This is a genomic window from Rodentibacter haemolyticus (assembly GCF_015356115.1).
Taxonomy (GTDB): domain Bacteria; phylum Pseudomonadota; class Gammaproteobacteria; order Enterobacterales; family Pasteurellaceae; genus Rodentibacter; species Rodentibacter haemolyticus.
In genome coordinates this window covers 2448861-2470841 of sequence record NZ_CP063056.1, presented here as the reverse complement: position 1 = coordinate 2470841, position 21981 = coordinate 2448861, and the positions used below count along the sequence as shown (strand labels likewise).

Here is a 21981-nt window from a genome sequence, read left to right as displayed (position 1 = left end):
TATTAAAAGGCAACATAATGATTATTCAAGATTTCTCAAAACCTATAGATTCCGCCACGGTGCTACAAAACATCGTACTCGACAAAGCCGCGTGGGTAAAAGCGAAAGAAGCGGAATTTCCATTATGTGAATTTCAGCAAAATATCTCAAGATCCGACCGCTCTTTTTATGATGCCCTTGCCAAAGGTTCCCATAAAAAACCCGCTTATATTTTAGAATGTAAAAAAGCGTCACCCTCAAAGGGCTTGATTCGTGCTGAATTTAATTTAACTGAAATCGCCAACGTATATAAGCATTACGCTTCTGCAGTTTCCGTGCTGACTGATGAAAAATATTTTCAAGGTAATTTTGAATTTTTGCCACAAGTACGCCATATCGTGAACCAACCCGTATTGTGCAAAGATTTTATGATCAGCGAATACCAGGTTTATCTAGCCCGTTATTATCAGGCAGATGCTATTCTCTTAATGCTTTCTGTCGTAAACGATGACACTTATCGCGTGTTGGCGGATCTTGCCCATTCCTTAGGTATGGGCGTGCTGACGGAAACCTCGAATGAAAAAGAATTTGAACGCGCGCTTGCGCTTGGAGCAAAAATTATCGGGGTTAATAACCGCAATTTGCACGATCTCAGCGTAGATTTAAGCTGCGTAGTAACACTCACTGAAAAATATGCAGATCGTATTCCCGCCGATGTACGTATTATCAGCGAATCGGGTATCTATAATCATAAACAGATTCGTCAATTACAAAATGTGGCGCACGGCTTTTTAATCGGTAGTAGCCTAATGGGAAACAAAAATCTCAATAATGCGGTTCGTGCCGTTATTTTTGGAGAAAATAAAGTATGCGGTTTAACCCGAACTCAGGATGTTAAAAGTGCCTACGAAAATGGTGCGCTTTACGGAGGCTTGATTTTTGCAGAACATTCAAAACGCTGTGTGAGTTTACGTCAAGCGCAGGAATTAGTCACTGCGGCCCCACTTCGTTTTGTGGGGGTTTTCCAAAATCAAGAAATTGATTTTATTGTAAAAATAGCCCGACAATTACAACTTTATGCGGTACAGCTGCATGGTGCCGAAAATTCGGAATTTATCACTACTCTACGCACTCAACTTCCTGAATTTACCCAAATTTGGAAAGCCATTTCGGTGAATACGGAAGAAAAAAGTGCGGTCAATTTTATTGATGATCTAAATATTGCCCGTTATATTTTCGATAGTAAAACAGCAAATAAACAAGGCGGCACTGGCAAAACCTTTGATTGGTCTGTAATCCCTGAAAATTTGAAACACAAAATTATATTAGCCGGTGGTATTTCACTGGAAAATATCGAACAAGCGATTAAACAAAATTGTTTGGCTGTGGATCTTAATTCCGGAGTAGAAACCTCACCGGGTATCAAAGATGAAACAAAAGTGCGGTTGGTTTTTGAGAAGATTTTATAAATCAATGGACAACTGCACAATGAACACAAGGTCAAGTCAAATACAAAAAAATTGAGTGACATTTGACCGCACTTGGTCATTTACAGTGAATTAAAATGGATATAAAGCTGCAAACTTAAGGAGATAATATGTCTAGAATAGCATTAGTAACCGGTGCCACGGCCGGCTTTGGAGCGGCAATTTGCCGCACATTAATTGGAGCAGGATACCGTGTTATTGGTACGGGGCGCCGAACAGAACGTTTAACCCTTCTTCACACCGAACTGGGGGAGCAATTTCTTCCTCTCGCCTTTGATATTTCTGATCGTATCGCAACACAACAAGCGATCCAATCGCTATCAAAGGAATGGCAACAAATTGATTTATTGGTGAATAATGCCGGGCTTGCGTTAGGCTTGGAAACCGCAGATCAAGCAAATCTTGATGATTGGGAAAAAATGGTTGATACGAATATTAAAGGTTTAATCAATATAACCCGCTTTGTATTGCCGCAGATGGTGGAACGCAATACGGGGCATATCATTAATTTAGGTTCGATTGCCGGTAATTATCCTTATCCGGGCGGTAATGTATATGGCGGAACAAAAGCCTTTGTAAAACAATTCAGCTTAAATTTACGGGCGGATCTCGCCGGTAAAAATATTCGTGTATCCAATATTGAACCGGGACTTTGTGGCGGAACAGAATTTTCAAATGTCCGTTTTAAAGGTGATGATGAACGTGCCGAAAAACTTTATGAAGATGTCTCATATGTAACGCCACAAAACATTGCCGATATTGTGTTATGGCTCAACCAACAACCGGAACACGTGAATATCAATCGTATTGAAGTAATGCCGACAGCACAAACCTTCAATCCATTAAAAGTAACGAAAAATTCAGATTAAAAACAGCAAGGAAACACAATGTCAGAGACAATTTTAAATCCGTATTTCGGTGAATTCGGCGGTATGTATGTACCGGAAATTCTTGTGCCGGTGCTTAAACAACTCGAAAAAGCCTTTATAGAAGCGAAAGATAGTCCGGAGTTTCAACGTGAATTTCAGGATTTATTAAAAAATTATGCGGGCAGACCAACCGCCCTCACCCTTTGTCGTAATCTTGCTAAAGGCACAAAAGCAAAAATTTATCTTAAACGTGAAGATTTATTGCACGGTGGTGCCCATAAAACCAATCAAGTGCTTGGGCAAATCTTACTCGCCAAACGTATGGGGAAAACCCGTATCATCGCAGAAACCGGTGCGGGTCAACACGGTGTGGCCACTGCCCTCGCCTGTGCGATGCTGGATATGCCTTGTCGTGTTTATATGGGGGCAAAAGATGTGGAACGTCAATCGCCAAATGTATTTCGTATGCGTTTAATGGGAGCGGAAGTCATTCCTGTGCAAAAAGGTTCCAGCTCCTTAAAAGATGCCTGCTGTGAAGCAATGCGTGATTGGTCTGCGAACTATGAAACCACTCATTATTTACTCGGTACGGCGGCAGGCCCTCACCCTTTCCCAACCATTGTGCGAGAATTTCAAAAAATGATCGGTGAAGAAACCAAACGTCAGATTTTGGAATGTGAAGGCCGATTGCCTGATGCAGTGATTGCCGCTGTTGGCGGCGGTTCAAATGCAATTGGTATATTCACCGATTTTATTGATGAATCGAACGTACGTTTAATCGGTGTAGAGCCGGCAGGTAAAGGCATTGAAACTGGGGAACACGGCGCACCGCTAGGACACGCCAAAATCGGTATTTATTTCGGAATGAAATCGCCGCTAATGCAAACATCAGATGGTCAGGTGGAAGAATCTTATTCCGTTTCTGCGGGCTTAGACTTCCCTTCCGTTGGCCCTCAGCATGCTTATTTACAAAGCATTGGTCGTGCCGAATATCCATCTATCACTGACGATGAAGCCCTAAATGCGTTCCAAGAACTCGCGAAACACGAAGGAATCATTCCGGCTCTTGAAAGCGCTCATGCGCTTGCCCATGCATTAAAAATGATTCACCAAGACCCCAATAAAGAGCAAATTCTTGTTGTGAATTTATCCGGTCGTGGGGATAAAGATATTTTTACCGTAGATAAGATTTTAACTGAAAAAGGAATGAAATAATGAGCCGTTTTGAAACCCAATTTACTGCTCTCCAAGCAAAAAATGAAGGAGCATTCGTTCCTTTTGTCACATTATGTGATCCAACATTCGACCGCTCTTTTGATATTATTTGTACTTTAGTTGAAAATGGTGCGGATGCCTTAGAACTTGGCTTTCCATTTTCTGATCCGCTTTTAGACGGCCCGGTTATTCAGGCGGCAAACAATCGCGCATTGAATGCAGGTCACAGCACGGAAGATAGCTTTAAATTACTCGAAAAAGTGCGGTCAAAATATCCGGAGATTCCGATTAGCCTTCTTCTCTGCGCCAATCTTATTTTCGCAAAAGGTCTTGATAAGTTTTATCAACGTTGTGCTGAGGTCGGAGTGGATGCCGTACTTGTGGCGGATATTCCCCTGTTAGCAAAAGAGGATTACGTTCAAACCGCCAAAAAATATGGCATTCAACCGGTGTTTATTTGTCCTCCGAATGCGGATGAAAAAACAGTGCAAGGTGTGGCAAAAAATACGGAAGGTTACACTTACTTGGTTTCTCGTGCAGGCGTAACAAGCGCCGAAAATCAAGCCTATTCAACAAATTTAGATGCGCTTATTGAACAACTGAAATCCCATAATGCCCCACCAATCTTACAAGGATTCGGCATCGCACAACCGGCACAAGTAAAAGAAGCCTTAAAACTTGGAGCAGCCGGTGCAATTTCAGGTTCTGCAACTGTAAAAATTATTGAGCGAAATTTGGATAATCACCCACAATGTTTAAATGAATTAGCTGAGTTTGTAAAACGGATGAAAGAGGCGACAATCTAACTATCCATATAAAAAACCGCATATAAAATGTGCGGTTTTTCGTTTAATCTATAAAACTCATCGTATTTAAACTGACTTTACTAGTCGGCTCTTCTAAGAGATCTTTAATTGCCACTAAAAATGGTTGTGATAAATAATGTCTTCGCCGTCAATCGATGCATTGACTTCCAAATAACGTTTTAAGGTTTTGGCCAGCATTTTTACGTAGAAAGAAATAAACCCCAACCGTACAACCGTGTTGTTTTTCAAATTTATCGTCGTATGTTTGCGTAAACGGATCATCGGACAGCAGATAATCGCCACATCATTAAACACCGTTGCGGATAACAAAGATAACGAAAGTGCGGTCAAAATTTTCTTCATTTTTCAGTTTCTAATAACATTTAACGTTGAATAAAAATTGCAGAATTTCACCATAAAGGCGGATAAAAGCTAATAACCGACAGCTTTTATTACTAATTTCAATGCCTTGAAAACCTACCCAATTCCCCGAAAATAGCATATAATCTGCTGCTCATGGTAAATTTAGGCAACGGTTATGTTTGAAATCAATCTGATAAAAAGTAGAATGGACGACAGTGCCAATTTCTATGTGGATCTGTAATCGGGTTCAGTAGGCATAGTTGGACGAAAATGCTGCTAAGATTGTATTTCAGGGCGGAAAGTAAAGGCTTTAAAACCGAATTAATGAAAGCCGAAGCGACGCTGCCGATATTTCCGCCACAATTCATGCCCGACGAATATGCTTTCGGCTGCTTAAGGAACCGAAGCAAGCGTACACCGCTTAGTACGGAAAAGCCTGTTTGATTCCAACAACTGTTGCCATACCTCTTTCAGTGTCGCTTTCGTTTATCTTGAAATTGGAGCGGTGTTGTCATGCAATGCCAAAATGACCTTTCGCAACACAAAAATAAAGATAAATGTATGAAACAGCTTAAAACAAGGCTGTATGAAATTGAAATGATGAAGAAAAATACCGACAAGCAAGCGATGGAAGAAAGCAAATCAGACATCGGCAGGGGCCGCAAGTCCTCTTATGCGTTTTGGACTACAGCCGTACAAAGGTTTCCCCACAGGCGTTGAAAAGCGCAATACACAAACCTTACCGGATGGCGATCTTGATCGTTTTATTGAAACAAGTTTAAAAGTAGGACTATAAGGTGCTTAATTATTCTAATGACACATAAAAACCTAACAAACGTTATGCAACAAATAGATTATAAATCTCTTCGATTACTTGATTTGATTATTAAAGAGCAAGGCTTCGAAAAAGCATCAAATAAATTAAATATTACTCAATCAGCCGTATCTCAACGGATTAAACAACTTGAAAATGATTTTGGCGAGCTGTTAGTCACGCGTACAGTTCCGCCAAAACCGACCGAATTAGGAAAAAAGTTATTAAAACTGCTTTACCATGTTAATTTATTGGAGCACGATATTTTTGATAACGGCGGGTTAAATATTGAGAGTATTCCGCTGTCAATTAATGCCGACTCACTTGCCACTTGGTTTCTACCGGCAATCCAAGACATCTTGACCGATCCAACTTTACGTCTGAATATTAAAATTGAAGACGAAACCAAAACCTTGGATAGTTTAATCTCCGGAGATGTTGTTGCAGCCGTCAGTACTTACTCTAAGCCTATTATCAATGGAAAATGTGATTACATCGGTTCATTAGATTATATTTTGGTTTCTTCGCCAAATTTTGCAGAAAAATATTTTCCTCAGGGGGTTAATAAAGAGGCTTTACTTAAAGCTCCTATTGCAACTTTCTCTCAATCTGTTGATCAACATCATATTTTTTTGCAGGAATATTTTGGCATTAGCCCGGGCAATTTGGTCAGCCATGTTGTCCCCTCATCGGAAGCTTATGTTCAACTTATTTTACAAAATTCTGTTTGTTGTATGATTTCCAAACAACAAATTCGTAATGAATTAGAGAAAGGAAAAATTATCAATTTATTACCTGAACTAGTCCAACATAAAAAACTCTATTGGCACCGGTATAATTTAGAATCAGAACCCATCAAAAAGCTCAGTGTTTGTATTAAAGAAAAAGGAACATTGTTATTACAATAAATAATCACCCGATTGAACCAAACACCAATCGGGCGATTTTACTATATTAAGCTACATCGATAAGACTTTGACTTTATAACGTCCGTCATCTTGCCGATAAGCGCCGTGAATATCCGTTTCAAAGCCCGGATAATGAGATCCGATTTCACACAACATCATTAAGAAATCTAAAATAGATCGGCTTTCTTCGGTAATCATCTCTCCCGGCATAACTAAAGGAACACCCGGGGGATACGGAAGAATCATATTTGCATTGACTTTACCAATCATATTCTCCAAATAGCAGTCTTCTATTTTGCCATTTAATTCAAGTTGGAAAGCATTATTTGGCGTCATTACCATTTTTGGTAACACTTCAAACGCATTAAACATCAAATTTGGTAACTGATGTTTACAGATTAATTGATGAATACCCTGTGCTAATTCTTGAATTGTCATATTCACATAAAAATGTGGATCTTGGGCATAAATTTCTGGTAAAACCTTTTTGACAGATAAATTAGCATCATACATTTCTTTGAACTCATTTAAGCTTTGTAATAACCCCATTGCTTTCGTATCGTCAATACCGAAACTGAACAATACTAATAAATTATAAGGACCAGTTTTTTCAACAATAATCCCCCTTGAATCAAGGAATTTTGACACCAGTGTTGCCGGAATTCCCGTTTCTTCCAATTCGCCATTTTGATTCAACCCCGGCGTTAAAAGTGTTACTTTTATCGGATCAAGATACATATGTTGCGGATCAATATTGCTAAAGCCATGCCACATACTTTCAGGCTCTAGCTCCCAACATTCAATACAATCAATGTTTTGAGGTTGCCAAACATCGAAGTACCACGAATCAATCGCCTGTTTATGATTTTTAATTACTTTTCTAAATTTGACCGCTCTTTCTATTGCATCTCGCATTAAATGCTTACCGTTATTCCCTTTCATCATTGCCGCAGCAACTTCGGTTGAAGCAACAATGCCGTAATTCGGAGAGGTAGATGTATGCATCATATAGGCCTCATTGAAGGTTTCTTCATTAATCTCACCTTTAATATGAATCATTGACGCTTGTGAAAATGCTGCCAATAATTTATGAGTTGATTGCGTTTCATAAATCACTTTATCCGGCACACTTATTCCCCCCATACCGGTTTTTCCATTGTAAATCGGGCTAAAATTCGTATAAGGAACCCAAGCAGAATCAAAGTGAATCGATCTCACTGCTAAATTTTGCTTGATTTTATCAGTGTTATAGAACAAACCGTCATAAGTCGAATTCGTAATCACAGCATGTATAGGCCATTTCGCCCCTTTTATTTCGGCAATTTTTCGCTCAATTGATTGAGGTTCAAACTCAGATTCCGGAATACCACCAAGTAATCCGTAAGCATTACGGGTTGGTTTAAGATAAATCGGGATCACGTCACTCATCATCAGTAAGTGAGTCAAGGATTTGTGACAATTACGATCAATAAGAACCGTTTCCCCTGAAGGAACGGAATACATACCGACAATTTTATTGGCTGTCGATGTACCATTCGTCACAATATAACTGCGATCCGCATTAAAAATGTCAGCAATATATTTTTCCGCTTCCGCATGGGGACCAGAATGATCCAATAAAGAACCCAGTTCATTCATCGATACGGAAATATCGGATTTAAAACTGTTTTCACCAAAGAAATCATAAAAAATACTGCCTATCGGCGAGCGCTGAAACGCTGTGCCGCCCATATGACCCGGTGTACAGAATGTATATTTACTTTCATTAACGTAATGAAACAAGGCTTTGGTGAAGGGAGGTGTGATTTGATCAATATAATGCGAGATAGATTTGTCGATTTGTTTGATGACTTCCGTATGACTATACAAACTACTGTCGATATATTGCACACAATCATCAATGACATCAAAATCAATTTCTATACCACTTTCGTTTTCCTTGAGTACAAAAATCGGTAAATTTTCATTAATTTCAATAATTTTTTTCACCAACTCTTGATTGACAAAATCATCGTAGAAAAAATCCACCGTAAACAGAACCGCTGAAATTCGTGCATTATTTTTCAATAAGGAAAGTAATTCTCCCTGTCCGGTTGTTTGAATAACGGCATAATGGCTGTGTTCAATATGGTGGCTAAGTTCATTAAGATATTTTGTTTCTTTATTGTGCCCGATTAAAATTGTTTTCATAATATGCTCCTTAGATTGATTGTGAATTAGATTGTTGGTGCCCCAGTTTTTTTGCATAAAACGCAAAAATGGCTAATGAAACCAGAATCGTTGCAGTAATTTGATAATGTTCGGCACCAGCTAAAGCGATAAAACAAAATAAAATCGCTAGAATGGAAGCCAATAAACTTAATGTGCTTTTTGTAGTTACGCCTTCAAAACGAATTAAATTTATTGCGGAATAGAAATAAGGGAACATTGTCAGCATAACGGCAATACTTGTCAGTTGAGTAAATAAGTCTGCGGCATTCGAGCCACTTGCACTCATTACCGTGAGTAATAACATAAGAATCGTCATCATTGTTGAAGCGGCAATCAGCCCTTTTCTAGGCACACCGTTACGATCGGTTTCACCAAAGACTTTAGGGAAATTGCCATCACTTGCTGCTCTTAAGCCGGCTTGACCAACCAGCATCATCCACGAGCCCAAAGAAGTTAAACAGGCAATCGCAGTAAAGGCAGAAACAAAAGGTGATGCCCACTCACCTATAATTTTTGAAGCACTTAAAGCAAAAGGCGCCCCTGATGAAGCCACTTCCGCATTTGGAAACATACCGGAAATAACTTGAGAAGCCATAACATACACGATACCAGCCAACCCGGTTCCCAATAACGTAGCAAGCGGAACTGTTCTTTGCGGATCTTTTACCAAGCCACTACTGACTGAAGCGGATTCAACACCGACAAATGCCCATAGGCATAGTAAAACGGAATTAATCACAGCTTTGGAAGAACCCATTGATCCTTCAGCAATCCAGTTGGCTTGATAAATATCACGATCAAACCACGCCCAACCAAAAATCGCTGTACCAATAACAGGAATCAAAACTAAAATCAGACCAATTGAAGTTAATCGACTAACCCAAGCCCCTCCCAGCAAATTCACAAATGTGAACAACCAGACTGCAACAATCGCCGCTATCGCTGCGGGGATTGGTTCATTTAATATAGGAAAGAAAACGGATGAATAAGCAACTGCCGTTATCGCAATCGCTAAATTACCAATCCAATTCGCGTGATAATACAGAATTGAAGTTTGGTATCCCAACATTGGCGAAACTTCGCCAGCATAAGCAATAGGTCCGCCTTCTTGAGGATTTTTTGTACTCAGTCGTGCAAAAACATAAGCTAAAGCTAATGCCCCCAATGTTGCGATAATCCAACCGAAAATAGATATAGAACCTACTTTCGCTAAACTTGCAGGCAGCAATGCAATCCCGCTTCCCATCATGTTACCCGCAACAACCGCTATACAGGTAAAAAGACCTATCTTTTTGGATGGACTCATAAGATCACCTCTTTTAAGAAAAAATTAACCATTTAGATAATCACAAATTCAAATTATCTAATAAGATTATTGATCTAATAAGATAAACTTATATTGATCTATATCATAAATTTTATTTATTTTTGATGAAAAATAATTAATTATTCTTATAATCAAGGAGTATAAACATCATGGAAAAGGAGATAAATAAACAACGATTAAACGGATTTTCCCTACAAAACGCAGGAAATTGATTTATAACCACAAGGCTTCGTACTACTTTGGCCCGAATTTAACCCATGCTTATAATGGTAACCACTAACGATATTTAAGGAGCAACATCAATGGCAGAACAACAAACACCCGAATTAGATTTTCAAGGAGAAATGGCGGTACGCCGTGAAAAACTCGCTGCGTTACGAGCAAAAGGCAACCCATTTCCCAATACTTTTCGCCGCGATGCGTTAGCACTGGATTTACATCAACTTTATGATAACGCTGATGGCGAATTCCTAAAATCCACGGAAATCAATGTCAAAATCGCCGGGCGAATTATGACTCGCCGCATTATGGGAAAAGCCACTTTCGTGACGTTACAAGATGTCAGTGACCGTATTCAACTTTATATCGCCCGTGATAACCTCAACGAAGGCGAATATGCCGACAACGTAGGCAACTGGGATTTGGGTGATATTGTCGGCGTAAGCGGCACATTATTTAAAACCAAAACCAACGAATTGACCGTGCGTTGCAACCAAGTTGAGCTGCTGACCAAAGCACTTCGTCCATTGCCGGAAAAATTCCACGGCTTATCGGATCAGGAAACTCGTTATCGCCAACGTTATCTTGATTTAATTTCCAATGAACAGTCCCGTCGTACTTTTATTATTCGTTCTAAAGTCGTTGCCAGTATTCGTGAATATTTTATCGGTAAAGGGTTCTTAGAAGTGGAAACCCCAATGTTGCAAGCGATCCCCGGCGGTGCCTCCGCACGCCCGTTTGTCACCCATCACAATGCCCTTGATGCGGATATGTATTTGCGCATTTCCCCGGAACTTTATCTCAAACGCCTTGTAGTTGGCGGATTTGAGCGAGTATTTGAACTTAACCGCAATTTCCGCAATGAAGGTGTTTCTATTCGCCACAATCCAGAATTTACGATGTTGGAATACTACCAAGCCTATGCGGATTACCACGACTTAATGGATAATACCGAAGAATTATTACGTAAATTGGCATTAGATATTTTAGGCACAACCATTCTCCCTTACGGTAAATATGAATTTGACTTCGGCAAACCGTTTGAACGTATTACAATGCACGATGCCATTCTTAAATATGGTGCTGATAAAGGCATTGTCAAAGACGATTTATACGATTTCGGGCGAGCAAAAGTCATTGCTGAAAAATTGGGTATTGATATACAAAAATCTTGGGGTTTAGGCAGCTTAGTCAATGTGATTTTTGAAGAAGTGGCAGAGCATCATTTAATTCAGCCGACTTTCTTAATGGCACATCCAGCGGAAATTTCCCCATTGGCACGCCGTAACGATGAAAACCCGGAAGTCACCGATCGATTTGAATTATTTATCGGCGGACGTGAAATCGGTAACGGATTCTCCGAACTAAATGATGCGGAAGATCAAAATCAACGCTTTGATGATCAAGTTGCCGCCAAAGAAGCTGGAGACGATGAAGCGATGTTTAAAGATGACGATTTTGTTGTGGCACTTGAGCACGGTTTACCGCCAACTGCCGGCGAAGGCTTGGGTATCGACCGTTTGGCAATGTTATTCGCCAATGCACCGTCCATTCGAGATGTCATTCTTTTCCCAGCAATGCGAACCAAATAAAAGCGATAAATAACAATCCGCACATAACGCGTGCGGATTGTTATTTTACTTTAAGTAAAAAAACAGTTTCTCTCAAAGCATAAGCAAAGAAAACTTAATCCACTTGTGATTAAAATACCCTAAAAATTGACCGCACTTTCGTTATGGGTTATACCCTGTACACCACAGCTAACGGCGAAAGGTTTGGACAGTCGGCATCACTTCAATACGGTTAATGCGGTGCTCTTGGGGGATCAGATAATGTTCTGTCAATGTTTATTGTAGATACTACATATCCGGTATCTTTTAATGATTTTATATCTCCCGATATAAATCGACAAAATCTTGTCTTTTGGCAAAGCCAATAGATTGTTGATATAAAAGGTTGTTTGTTTGCATAATATTTTTTCGGCATTATGTATCAGTCGCACAAAGAGAATTTTATATCCAAATATTTATCGAGGGTAGAGTGCGTTAAGCTTTACGTAACATAGCATTTCATCATAAAACCCTCAATTGGTGCGTTACTGCTTTGCCTAACGGTACCCTACGATGATTTGTGCAAGTGCTAATACTATAAACTTTAAGTAACAAAATTGTTACATTTAGATTCTATACTAAAATATGCTTATTTCTTCCTAAAACTCTAGAAAAATCATAAAAAACAGACATCTTTAAATGCACCGAACCTATCAAAACCTAATTATTGATAGTTATATGTTATTCATTTGATAGATTGCTAAATTTTTAAGCCAAATTATAATCACGAACGAAATTTACTTACTAACTAATTTGGAGCAATCTTATGTCTGGAAAATGTCCATTTGATCATAACGCCTTAACGACCGCAGCAGGCTCTCCTGTTGTAGATAATGACAACACTATGTCAGCCGGTCCACGTGGCCCTTTATTATTACAAGATGTTTGGTTTCAAGAAAAATTAGCTCACTTTGCTCGTGAGCGTATTCCTGAGCGTGTCGTTCACGCTAAAGGTTCTGCCGCTTACGGTACTTTCACCGTAACTCAAGACATCACCAAATATACTAAGGCAGCCGTATTCAAGCCGGGAACACAAACCGAAGTTTTATTACGTTTTTCAACCGTTGCCGGTGAACGTGGTGCGGCTGATGCCGAACGTGATGTGCGTGGTTTCTCATTAAAATTCTATACCTCACAAGGTAACTGGGATTTAGTGGGTAACAACACCCCTGTTTTCTTTATCCGTGATCCATTAAAGTTCCCGGATTTTATTCACACTCAAAAACGTAACCCGCAAACCAACTTGCGTGATGCCAATGCAGCGTGGGATTTCTGGTCTCGCCACCCTGAGTCAATGCACCAAATTATGACCTTGTTCTCTGACCGTGGTATTCCACAAACCTTGCGTCATATGAACGGTTACGGCAGCCACACTTATAGCTTTGTGAATGAAGCCAATGAGCGTTTCTGGGTGAAATTCCACTTCAAAACTCAACAAGGTCATAAATTCTACACGAATGAAGAAGCAGCAAAAGTAGTGGGTGAGAACCGTGAATCCAGCCAACAGGATTTATACGAAGCGATTGAGCGTGGCGAGTTCCCACGTTGGACGGTTCAAGTACAAATTATGCCTGAAGCAGATGCTCATAAACATAACTATGCCTTCGACTTAACGAAAGTATGGCCGCACGCTGACTATCCGGTTATCGAAGTGGGTGTATTAGAGTTAAACCGCAATCCGCAAAACTACTTTGCCGAAGTAGAGCAAGCGGCATTTGCACCAAGCAATATTGTACCGGGAATTGGTTTCTCTCCTGACCGTATGTTACAAGGGCGTTTATTCTCTTACCAAGATGCACAACGTTACCGTTTAGGTGTGAACCACCATCAAATTCCGGTGAACGCACCAAAATGCCCATATCACACGACTCACCGTGATGGTGCAATGCGTGTGGATCACAACGGCGGTACTAACCCGAACTATGCTCCTAACCGTTTTGAAACTTATGTTCCAACCCACGATCAAGTGCCACTGCAAATTGAACGTGAAGCGGCGCACTTTAATTTCCGTGAATACGATGAAGATTACTATTCACAACCTGCGGCGTTATACAATATCTTCACTTGTGAAGAAAAAGACCGATTAGCAAGTAACTTTGCAGCAGGCCTTTCAGGTGTAACCGTACCGGAAATTGTAGAAAGACAATTAGCTCATTTTGAAAAAGTAAGCACAGAATTAGCGGATGCAATTCGTAGCAAATTAGCTAAATAATAAAATAAAAGTAAATGCCAAGGTATGAAAACCTTGGCATTTTTTATAGCTCCAATCATAGCTTATTCAAGCTAAATTCAGATAATAATTTGACCGCACTTTTACTCTAATTTTGTTGATTCTTTCTCTAAGCCCAACGTAATCGCCAGTGTTTGCACTAATGTCATTGTTGAGCATTGAGAACGAAATCCCAGCACCTGCGCTTCTTTAATAATAAAAGAAATATCACTAAAGGTAAGCAAAGGGCTAATTTGGCTATCCGTAATCGCAATTTGCCTTACCCCTTTCTTAGCGGCAATGCTGGCAATATTTAAGGTTTCATCCGCATAAGGTGAAAAACTGATAACAACGATAACATCTCCTTCTTTAATTTGACTAAGCTGCTCATCAAACATTCCCCCTAATCCGTCAATCACAAAAGAGCGACAATCTAAATGTAGTAAAGTATAATTGAAATAGCAGGCAACACTAAAAGAACGTTTCAAGCCTATAACAAAAATATTATTGGCTTGATTTAAAATTTTTGCTGCTGCACGAAGCTGTTGGGTATCGGTATTTGCTGCTAGCTGTTGAAGAGCGTGCCCGTTGGCTTGGGAAAAAATCGATAAAATATTTTCAACCGAGTTATTGTGCTGCTTATTAAGTTTGTGGGAAAGTTGTAACCGCTCCGTATAATTCGTGGTTTTTTCCATAAGATTTTCCCGAAAGATCTGTTTCATTTCATTAAAACCGGAAAAACCGAACTCTGCAGCAAAGCGAATGAGGGTTGAAGGAGGGACATTAGCCTTTTCTGAAATAACGGCTACCGTATCAAAAACAATACTATCGCTGTTATCTAAAACATATTGAGCAACCTGCTTTAAGCGTTTACTTAAACTATCATAACGTAATCGTATTTTATTTTGCAGATCTTTTAATTGCGTATTTTCTTCCATATTTACCTTTTTAACCGATTGAACGGAAAGGACTATCGTCAATAATAAAAAGAGTGGTGATTTTCTACTTTTTTATTTACAGCTATGCCGATGTGTCTTAATAATGCCCAAACAATGAGCAACTATTTTATATCAATATATTTTTTTAATAAAATCAAATCACTGGTTTAATACACTTTTTATTGAGCACACAAGAAAGCGATAATATGTCATATTCAATTTCGATGTTATGTAGTGGTTGTTTGAATAAAAACAGTAACAAGCACTATTCCCCCTCTATCTCATTAAGAGGATTGTGAATAACACCAATGAGCCGACATTAATCCTAATCTATCCCGGCTACATTGGTGTTCTCTTATTATTTTTCAAATTTTTTGGCATATTCAGGGGTATTTACCCAACTATGCTCTTTCTCCCAACTAAAACGCCATTGTCTTACGGGACCTGCCATCACATTTAGATAATAATTATTGTATCCAGCAATCGTTGCAACAGGGTGATAGCCTTTTGGAACTTGCACTACATCACCATCATAAACCGCCATACATTCATCTAAAGAACGATCATCAGTATAAACACGTTGTAATGCAAAACCTTGTGGCGGATCAAAACGATGATAATAAGTTTCTTCCAAATAAGTTTCCTGATCTGAATTTTTCTGATCGTGTTTATGGCTTGGAAAAGAACTCGTGCAACCTTCATCCGTAAAGACCTCAACCACTAATAATGCATCAGCCGCCTCTGTTTCGGGCAAAATGTTATGAACCAAACGTTTATTATTGCCATACCCTCTTTTTTCAACACTTATCTGTTCCGGTGTAATTAAACGTACGGGCAAATTCCCTTGACTTGGCGCCCGACACACGGCAATTTCTGCCTCAGTATCTGCAGTAATATGAATAATTTGGTTATGTGGTACATAAACCGCATAAGGCGGGACTTTTTCGAAAGGCGTTATCCGATTACCGATTTTATGGAACGTTTGTTCTGCAACGGCTACACTGGCTTTCCCTGCAACCATAACTAAACAAACTTCGGTTTTTTCAGTATCTAAAACTAAACTTTGTTGGTTTTTTAGATGATACATTTCAAAACCGACATACTCCCATTTAGCACTTTTCGGTGTAATTTTTTGTACTTCACCATTTTCTAACGGTGTATTTTTTCTGGATTTTGACAATAAATAACTCATATTTTCTCCTTACTTACTGAACATTCAAAATCATACGCTTTTAAACAATTTGGTCTAGAACATTTTTCCAAAAATTAGATCTAGCTCACAAAATGAAATTTTTATTTCAAATAATGGATATCCATATTGATTTTTTGGAATAAATATTTTACTTTGTGTGAGGTCAATATAGATATTTCACTAATTAAGTAAGGAGCAAATGATGGAAACCGTGCATAATTTCATTAATGGTAAACAAGTAGAAAGCCGAGGCGAAAGCATTTGGCCTATTTTTAACCCTGCAACTGGTGAACAAATTCGTCAAGTCCGAATGAGTACGGCAGAAGAAGTTAATGCAGCTACAGAAGCTGCCTATAACGCTTTTCCTGCTTGGGCAGCGACTTCCCCACTCAGACGGGCTAGAATTTTATTTAAATTTAAAGAATTGTTACAACGAGACTGGGATACGCTGGCACGCTTAATCACAGAAGAACACGGGAAAGTTTATTCGGATTCCTGCGGAGAACTAACGCGTGGATTAGAGGTGGTAGAGTTTGCCTGCGGTATTCCTCATTTATTAAAAGGTGAATTTTCAGAACAAGCGGGCAAAGGGATCGATATTCATTCAAGTATGCAACCTCTAGGGGTAACGATCGGTATTACGCCTTTTAACTTTCCTGCTATGGTACCAATGTGGATGTTTCCTATTGCTTTAGCTTGCGGAAACACCTTTATTTTAAAACCGGCAAAAGCCGATCCTTCTTTATCCATTCGTTTAGCTGAATTACTAAAAGAAGCCGGTTTACCTGACGGTGTATTTAATGTCGTCCATGGTGATCGTAAAGATAATGAAATTTTATTACGTGATCCGAGAGTACAAGCCGTCAGCTTTGTCGGCTCAACCACCGCAGCGGCCCATGTACATAAAATCGGTTCGGAACACGGAAAGCGGGTTCAAGCGCTGGGAGCGGCGAAAAATCACGGATTAGTTATGCCTGATGCCGATATTGATACAACGGTAAATGCAATTTTAGGTGCTGCGTTTGGTGCTGCCGGCGAACGCTGTATGGCACTACCTTTAATTGTGACAATTGATGATGATACGGCAGATAAATTAGTTGCCGCTCTTAAGCCGAAAGTCGAAAATTTACGCTTTGGTCCGGGAATAACACCGGAAGGTGAAAAAGAAATGGATTTCGGACCGTTAATAACCCAACAACATTTAAACAATGTTACCCGTTACATTGAGATAGGGATTGAAGAAGGCGCTACTCTGCTTGTTGACGGGCGAGGCAAAAAACCGGAGGGGTACGAAAAAGGATATTTTATCGGCGGTACGCTATTTGACAATGTAACGCCGGATATGACGATTTATAAAGAAGAAATCTTTGGTCCGGTTTTAGGAATTGTTCGGGCAAATAGCTTTGAACACGCAATGAAATTAATTAATGAACATCCGTTTGGCAACGGCACGGCAATCTTTACTGCCGATGGCGGAACTGCCCGTGAATTTGCTTATCATGTGCAAGCCGGTATGGTTGGTGTTAACGTACCGATTCCCGTTCCAATGGCATTTCACTGCTTTGGTGGTTGGAAACATTCTGCATACGGTGCATTGAATGTATATGGAACGGACGGCGTACGTTTTTATACGAAAATGAAAACCGTTACAACACGTTGGCCAAATAAATTCACTTTAGAGAATGCCGCTTTCAGTATGCCTACACTATAAGTGCGGTCAAAATAAAGGAAGATTTTTAAATCTTCCTTTTTTGTTATTCCTTGTATTTTCATAAAATTTATCACGTTAGTTTATTAAATATGATCAATTTATATTGATGATAACTTTAATAAGGAGTTAATGATGGAAATAATCCGTATTGGTTTAATCGGCACCGGGTATATAGGGCACTGTCATGCCATTGCTTATGCTCAAGCCCCAACAGTATTCGATTTAGAAGCAAAATTAGAGCGAGAATATTTGGCAGAGATTACGCCTGAATTAGCAGCACAAAAAGCAAAGGAATTTGGTTTTAATCGCTCAACGGGAAATTGGTTTGATATTGTGCAAGATCCGAATATTGATGTTATTGATATTTGTACACCTAATTTTCTGCATAAAGAAATTGCGCTAGCCGCAATTGCACATGGCAAACATATTTACTGTGAAAAGCCCCTCGCATTAACCTCAGCTGATGCGAAACAAATGTACGAAGCGGCTGAAAAAGCAGGCGTGAAAACTTTAGTTGGATTTAACTATATTAAAAATCCGACTACGCAATTGGCGCGAGAAATTATAGCGAATGGAGAAATCGGAGAAATCGTGCATTTCTACGGCACGCATAACGAGGACTATCTCGCTAATCCAAACACACCTTTAGATTGGCATTGCCTTAATGAAAAAGCAGGATTAGGCGCATTAGGTGATTTAGGCGCACATATTGTGCAAATGTCGCAATATCTACTAGGTAGCGACATTAAAGAGGTAATCGGCGATAAGCAAACCGTTATTCCACAGCGCCCTAACCCGAAAAATCTTGCGGAATATTTACCTGTAGAGAATGAAGATCAGGCAACGGCGATGCTCCGTTTTACAAATGGTTGTATGGGAACAATTGAAACATCACGCATTGCCTGCGGTAGGAAAATGGGGCTTAGCTATGTGATTACCGGAACCAAAGGCACAATTAGCTACACACAAGAACGAATGGCGGAATTAAAACTTTATTTACATGAAGAAAACCTGGCGCGCCAAGGCTTTAAAACTATTTTGACCGGCCCCTTACATCCCGATTATAAAAACTTTTGTATCAGTGCGGGGCATGGAATCGGTTTTAATGATCAAAAAACCGTTGAAATTCGAGATCTTATTCTCGGTATTGCCCGCAATAAAACGATGTATCCGGATTTTTATGAGGGATTTAAAGTTTCCCGTGTATTAGATGCGATAGCGCTTTCCTGCCGGCAAAAACGTTGGGTTACAGTTGATGAGTTGGGTTAAGGTTACACTATTTTTGGATTATTTATTCTAAAATGGCAATTCAAAAAATTGCCATTCTTCTATTTGGTAACAAGAAAAAACGGAGGCTAATTCAGAAAAAATGAGATCTATTTCACATAATAGTAACATCATTGTTGTGTGGTTTTATTTGCTATGCTACATTCAAAAATGAAATAAAAAATTCATTATTTCACATTTTGGAATTTATATTCATGAAGAGTGGTCGGTAATATAGCGGTATTTCAATCATATTATTTTATCTTTCACATCAAGGAGTAATTTATGAAAAAGACATTATTAACTCTATTATGCGCAGGTATATTATTCTCATCACAGAATGCAATCGCCAAAAATCTTGTGATTGGAGCTCCTATGCAATCTTTTGCGGATAAATGGCAAACCTATTTACAAGATGCTATTCGTGATTTTGATGCGCAGCATGATGATGTTGAAATCAAACTTTCTGATGCAAATAGTGATCCTGCCCGTTTATTAAATGATGTCGAAACTTTTATCGATCAAAAAGTCGATGCACTTTTAGTTGTACCGACAGACCCTAACATTGTCAAAGTCATTGCCCGTAAAGCCAAAAAAGCCAATATTCCGCTTATCATCGTTAATCGTAAACCTAATGATGAAGATATGCATTTAATCACAAGTTTTGTAGGTTCTGATGAATTGGAAGGAGGACGTATCCAAGCGGATTTTATTGTTAATCAACTGAATGGAAAACCTGCTGAAAGCATTATTTTGCTCGGCATTTTAGGCTTGGATGCAACGACAAAACGTACTCAAGGTAACAAAGAAGTATTTGAAAAACATAACAATATTAAAGTGATTGCAGAACAAGAAGGCAAATGGGAACGTGATCGCGGATTACAAATCGCCGAAAATTTAATTGCTGCGAATAAGAATTTAAACGTGATTGTAAGCAACAATGACGAAATGGCAATCGGTGCGATTCTAGCCAGCCGTAAACTCGGATTAAAAGACGAAGATGTACTCATTGTCGGGCTTGATGCAACACCGGATGCACTTGAATATCTCGGTAAAGGATTAGACGCAACAGTTTATCAGTCTGCTATTGGCCAGGGTACAACAGGGGCAGAAATCGCTTATGCTGCGGCTAAAGGCGAACAAGTGCCGCATGTAAAATGGGTGCCTTTTGAATTAGTTACCCCGGATAAGAAAGCGGAATATCAAGCAAAATATAAGAAATAACACGGAATATTAAGGTGGTGCGCGCCACCTTAATTAAAAAAAACTACTCAAAAAATTACCGCACTTTATGACAGAAATGTTGATTACAAGTGAAGGAGTAACAAATGGATTCAAACCGTTCCCCTTATATCTTAGAAATGCGCCGTGTGTCTAAAACTTTCCCCGGTGTTAAAGCACTGGATAATATTAATCTCAAAGTCAAGCGTGGTACTGTACATGCACTAATGGGTGAGAATGGCGCAGGAAAATCCACATTAATGAAAATTCTTTATGGTATCTATATCCCAGATGTCGGTAGCGAATTAATTTTAGATGGAAAACCCTTCAATCCGCACAGACCTATTGATGCCATTCGCAGCGGATTAACCATGGTTCCGCAAGAAATTTCACCGGCAGCCAATTTAACTATTGCAGATAATTTTTATCTAGGGCGTGAAATCACAACGAAAAAATTCTTTTTAAATCAAAAAGAAATGGATAAAAAAGCAACAGAAATTTTGTCTGAATTAGGCGTGCCTATGGATGTTACCGCAAAAATGTCAGATGTTTCTGTTGCAAAGGCTCAATTAGTGGCGATAGCTACCGCCGTATCTAACGATGCTAAAGTCATTATTATGGATGAGCCTACGACGGCATTAACGGAAAGTGAAGTAGAACAGCTCTATAAAATCATTAATACGGTAAAAAGTCGTGGTATTGCCATTATTTTTATCTCTCATAAATTAGATGAAGTTTTTCGAGTGTCAGACGAAATCACTGTGATTCGTGACGGGCAATATATTGATACGAAACCGATTGCCGATGTCACAAAAGAACAACTCATTTCGATGATGGTAGGACGAGATATGTCAGAAATGTTCCAACGTGAAGACTTACAACCGTCAGATGAAGTGGTGATTGAAATTAGAGATTTTTGCCGAGAGGGGCATTATCAGAATGTGAATTTTGCTGTACGTAAAGGGGAAATCTTTGGTATTGCCGGTCTTGTTGGAGCGGGACGTTCTGAAATTGTCGAGGGATTATTCGGTTATAAACCGGCAGATAGCGGTGAAATTTATATTCATGGAAAGAAAGCCGATATTAAAACTCCGCTTGATGCAATGAAACACAAAATCGGTTTTGTAACGGAAGATCGTAAGTTAACCGGACTTTTCCTAAATTTAAGCATTACCGACAATATGATTATGCCGCAAATGTCGCCGTATTTAGAAAACTTCCTACTCTCCGTTCAAAAAGCCCAAAAAACCGCTTATGAACAAAAAGCAAAATTAAAAATTAAAGCCCCTAATGTTGATGTGATTACCAATAACTTATCCGGAGGGAATCAGCAAAAAGTCTTATTGGCACGGTGGTTATTATTAGAACCGGACATTCTCATTCTAGATGAACCGACAAAAGGGATTGATGTGGGAGCAAAAGCCGAGCTTTATAAATTAATGGTGGAATTAGCCAAGCAAGGAAAAAGTATCATTATGATTACTTCGGATATGCTTGAATTATTGTCGATGAGTGATCGTGTAATAGTCATGCATGAAGGAAAACAAGTAGGCATTATTCCTCGAACAGAATTAACTCAAGAGCGAGTTTTAGCACTAGCTTCAGGTTAATTATTTCGTCATTAAAAATTTAATTT

The 21981-nt window shown here is 39.2% G+C and carries 16 protein-coding genes and 1 pseudogene; 12 read left to right on the top strand and 5 right to left on the bottom strand.

The features are described from left to right. Window positions 1-17 precede the first annotated feature (17 nt). The 4 genes from trpCF (at window position 18) to trpA (ending at window position 4356) form a co-directional block, all read left to right on the top strand. Window positions 18-1448 (top strand): bifunctional indole-3-glycerol-phosphate synthase TrpC/phosphoribosylanthranilate isomerase TrpF, encoded by a 1431-nt coding sequence (trpCF, locus tag IHV77_RS11690; protein ID WP_194812108.1) that lies wholly within the window; start codon window positions 18-20, stop codon window positions 1446-1448. A 128-nt stretch (window positions 1449-1576) separates the two neighbouring features. Then, the gene (locus IHV77_RS11685; RefSeq protein ID WP_194812107.1) at window positions 1577-2335 is read left to right on the top strand and encodes an SDR family oxidoreductase; all 759 of its coding nucleotides are present in this window, start codon (window positions 1577-1579) and stop codon (window positions 2333-2335) included. Between the two features lie 18 nt (window positions 2336-2353). After that, window positions 2354-3550 (top strand): tryptophan synthase subunit beta, encoded by a 1197-nt coding sequence (gene trpB / locus IHV77_RS11680; RefSeq protein WP_194812106.1) that lies wholly within the window; start codon window positions 2354-2356, stop codon window positions 3548-3550. Next, window positions 3550-4356, top strand: coding sequence for a tryptophan synthase subunit alpha (trpA, locus tag IHV77_RS11675; RefSeq protein ID WP_194812105.1), 807 nt, complete (start codon window positions 3550-3552; stop codon window positions 4354-4356). The genes trpB and trpA overlap by 1 nt, the downstream gene beginning before the upstream one ends. A gap of 114 nt (window positions 4357-4470) precedes the next feature. On the opposite strand, the gene IHV77_RS11670 is transcribed toward trpA, so the two are convergent. After that, window positions 4471-4719, bottom strand: coding sequence for a 2-oxo acid dehydrogenase subunit E2 (locus IHV77_RS11670; protein WP_194812104.1), 249 nt, complete (start codon window positions 4717-4719; stop codon window positions 4471-4473). Window positions 4720-4980: 261 nt separating this feature from the next. Between IHV77_RS11670 and IHV77_RS11665 the strand changes: the two are divergent. Both IHV77_RS11665 and IHV77_RS11660 read left to right on the top strand, forming a co-directional pair. Continuing rightward, window positions 4981-5515: pseudogene (locus IHV77_RS11665) on the top strand (PCRF domain-containing protein); the annotation flags it as partial. A gap of 17 nt (window positions 5516-5532) precedes the next feature. After that, a complete protein-coding gene (locus IHV77_RS11660) occupies window positions 5533-6441 on the top strand; it encodes a LysR family transcriptional regulator ArgP (protein ID WP_228550018.1) in 909 nt (302 codons plus the stop codon). 51 nt (window positions 6442-6492) lie between these two features. On the opposite strand, the gene IHV77_RS11655 is transcribed toward IHV77_RS11660, so the two are convergent. Both IHV77_RS11655 and cadB read right to left on the bottom strand, forming a co-directional pair. Then, window positions 6493-8631: a lysine decarboxylase LdcC gene (locus IHV77_RS11655; protein ID WP_194812103.1), complete on the bottom strand. Its 2139-nt coding sequence runs from the start codon at window positions 8629-8631 to the stop codon at window positions 6493-6495. A gap of 10 nt (window positions 8632-8641) precedes the next feature. Continuing rightward, the gene (gene cadB, locus IHV77_RS11650; RefSeq protein ID WP_194812102.1) at window positions 8642-9958 is read right to left on the bottom strand and encodes a cadaverine/lysine antiporter; all 1317 of its coding nucleotides are present in this window, start codon (window positions 9956-9958) and stop codon (window positions 8642-8644) included. A gap of 323 nt (window positions 9959-10281) precedes the next feature. Between cadB and lysS the strand changes: the two genes are divergently transcribed. Together lysS and IHV77_RS11640 are read left to right on the top strand one after the other, a co-directional pair. Next, complete coding sequence (lysS, locus tag IHV77_RS11645) at window positions 10282-11790, top strand: lysine--tRNA ligase (protein WP_194812101.1); 1509 nt, start codon at window positions 10282-10284, stop codon at window positions 11788-11790. A gap of 784 nt (window positions 11791-12574) precedes the next feature. Continuing rightward, the gene (locus IHV77_RS11640) at window positions 12575-14020 is read left to right on the top strand and encodes a catalase (RefSeq protein ID WP_194812100.1); all 1446 of its coding nucleotides are present in this window, start codon (window positions 12575-12577) and stop codon (window positions 14018-14020) included. 101 nt (window positions 14021-14121) lie between these two features. Here IHV77_RS11640 and IHV77_RS11635 read toward each other — a convergent pair whose 3' ends face one another. Together IHV77_RS11635 and iolB are read right to left on the bottom strand one after the other, a co-directional pair. Continuing rightward, entirely contained in the window at window positions 14122-14955 is an 834-nt protein-coding gene (locus IHV77_RS11635) for a MurR/RpiR family transcriptional regulator (protein WP_194812099.1), read from the bottom strand. 358 nt (window positions 14956-15313) lie between these two features. Next, complete coding sequence (gene iolB, locus IHV77_RS11630) at window positions 15314-16147, bottom strand: 5-deoxy-glucuronate isomerase (RefSeq protein ID WP_194812098.1); 834 nt, start codon at window positions 16145-16147, stop codon at window positions 15314-15316. A 202-nt stretch (window positions 16148-16349) separates the two neighbouring features. Here iolB and IHV77_RS11625 point away from each other — a divergent pair, with 202 nt between their 5' ends. The 4 genes from IHV77_RS11625 to IHV77_RS11610 all read left to right on the top strand — a co-directional run bounded on the left by IHV77_RS11625 (window position 16350) and on the right by IHV77_RS11610 (window position 21955). Further along, a complete protein-coding gene (locus tag IHV77_RS11625; protein WP_194813299.1) occupies window positions 16350-17858 on the top strand; it encodes a CoA-acylating methylmalonate-semialdehyde dehydrogenase in 1509 nt (502 codons plus the stop codon). 132 nt (window positions 17859-17990) lie between these two features. After that, window positions 17991-19127 carry a Gfo/Idh/MocA family protein gene (locus tag IHV77_RS11620; protein ID WP_194813298.1) on the top strand — a complete coding sequence of 379 codons (1137 nt, stop codon included), beginning with the start codon at window positions 17991-17993 and terminating at the stop codon, window positions 19125-19127. Between the two features lie 282 nt (window positions 19128-19409). Then, entirely contained in the window at window positions 19410-20348 is a 939-nt protein-coding gene (locus tag IHV77_RS11615; RefSeq protein WP_194812097.1) for a substrate-binding domain-containing protein, read from the top strand. Window positions 20349-20452: 104 nt separating this feature from the next. Then, on the top strand, window positions 20453-21955 hold the full coding sequence (locus IHV77_RS11610) for a sugar ABC transporter ATP-binding protein (RefSeq protein WP_194812096.1): 1503 nt from the start codon (window positions 20453-20455) through the stop codon (window positions 21953-21955). Window positions 21956-21981 lie beyond the last annotated feature (26 nt).

What these genes read in the sequence shown, in the direction of transcription:
- trpCF (WP_194812108.1), top strand. Translation starts at nt 18, where the DNA reads ATGATTATTCAAGATTTCTCAAAACCTATAGATTCCGCCACGGTGCTA.
- IHV77_RS11685 (WP_194812107.1), top strand. Translation starts at nt 1,577, where the DNA reads ATGTCTAGAATAGCATTAGTAACCGGTGCCACGGCCGGCTTTGGAGCG.
- trpB (WP_194812106.1), top strand. Translation starts at nt 2,354, where the DNA reads ATGTCAGAGACAATTTTAAATCCGTATTTCGGTGAATTCGGCGGTATG.
- trpA (WP_194812105.1), top strand. Translation starts at nt 3,550, where the DNA reads ATGAGCCGTTTTGAAACCCAATTTACTGCTCTCCAAGCAAAAAATGAA.
- IHV77_RS11670 (WP_194812104.1), bottom strand. Translation starts at nt 4,719, where the DNA reads ATGAAGAAAATTTTGACCGCACTTTCGTTATCTTTGTTATCCGCAACG.
- IHV77_RS11660 (WP_228550018.1), top strand. Translation starts at nt 5,533, where the DNA reads ATGACACATAAAAACCTAACAAACGTTATGCAACAAATAGATTATAAA.
- IHV77_RS11655 (WP_194812103.1), bottom strand. Translation starts at nt 8,631, where the DNA reads ATGAAAACAATTTTAATCGGGCACAATAAAGAAACAAAATATCTTAAT.
- cadB (WP_194812102.1), bottom strand. Translation starts at nt 9,958, where the DNA reads ATGAGTCCATCCAAAAAGATAGGTCTTTTTACCTGTATAGCGGTTGTT.
- lysS (WP_194812101.1), top strand. Translation starts at nt 10,282, where the DNA reads ATGGCAGAACAACAAACACCCGAATTAGATTTTCAAGGAGAAATGGCG.
- IHV77_RS11640 (WP_194812100.1), top strand. Translation starts at nt 12,575, where the DNA reads ATGTCTGGAAAATGTCCATTTGATCATAACGCCTTAACGACCGCAGCA.
- IHV77_RS11635 (WP_194812099.1), bottom strand. Translation starts at nt 14,955, where the DNA reads ATGGAAGAAAATACGCAATTAAAAGATCTGCAAAATAAAATACGATTA.
- iolB (WP_194812098.1), bottom strand. Translation starts at nt 16,147, where the DNA reads ATGAGTTATTTATTGTCAAAATCCAGAAAAAATACACCGTTAGAAAAT.
- IHV77_RS11625 (WP_194813299.1), top strand. Translation starts at nt 16,350, where the DNA reads ATGGAAACCGTGCATAATTTCATTAATGGTAAACAAGTAGAAAGCCGA.
- IHV77_RS11620 (WP_194813298.1), top strand. Translation starts at nt 17,991, where the DNA reads ATGGAAATAATCCGTATTGGTTTAATCGGCACCGGGTATATAGGGCAC.
- IHV77_RS11615 (WP_194812097.1), top strand. Translation starts at nt 19,410, where the DNA reads ATGAAAAAGACATTATTAACTCTATTATGCGCAGGTATATTATTCTCA.
- IHV77_RS11610 (WP_194812096.1), top strand. Translation starts at nt 20,453, where the DNA reads ATGGATTCAAACCGTTCCCCTTATATCTTAGAAATGCGCCGTGTGTCT.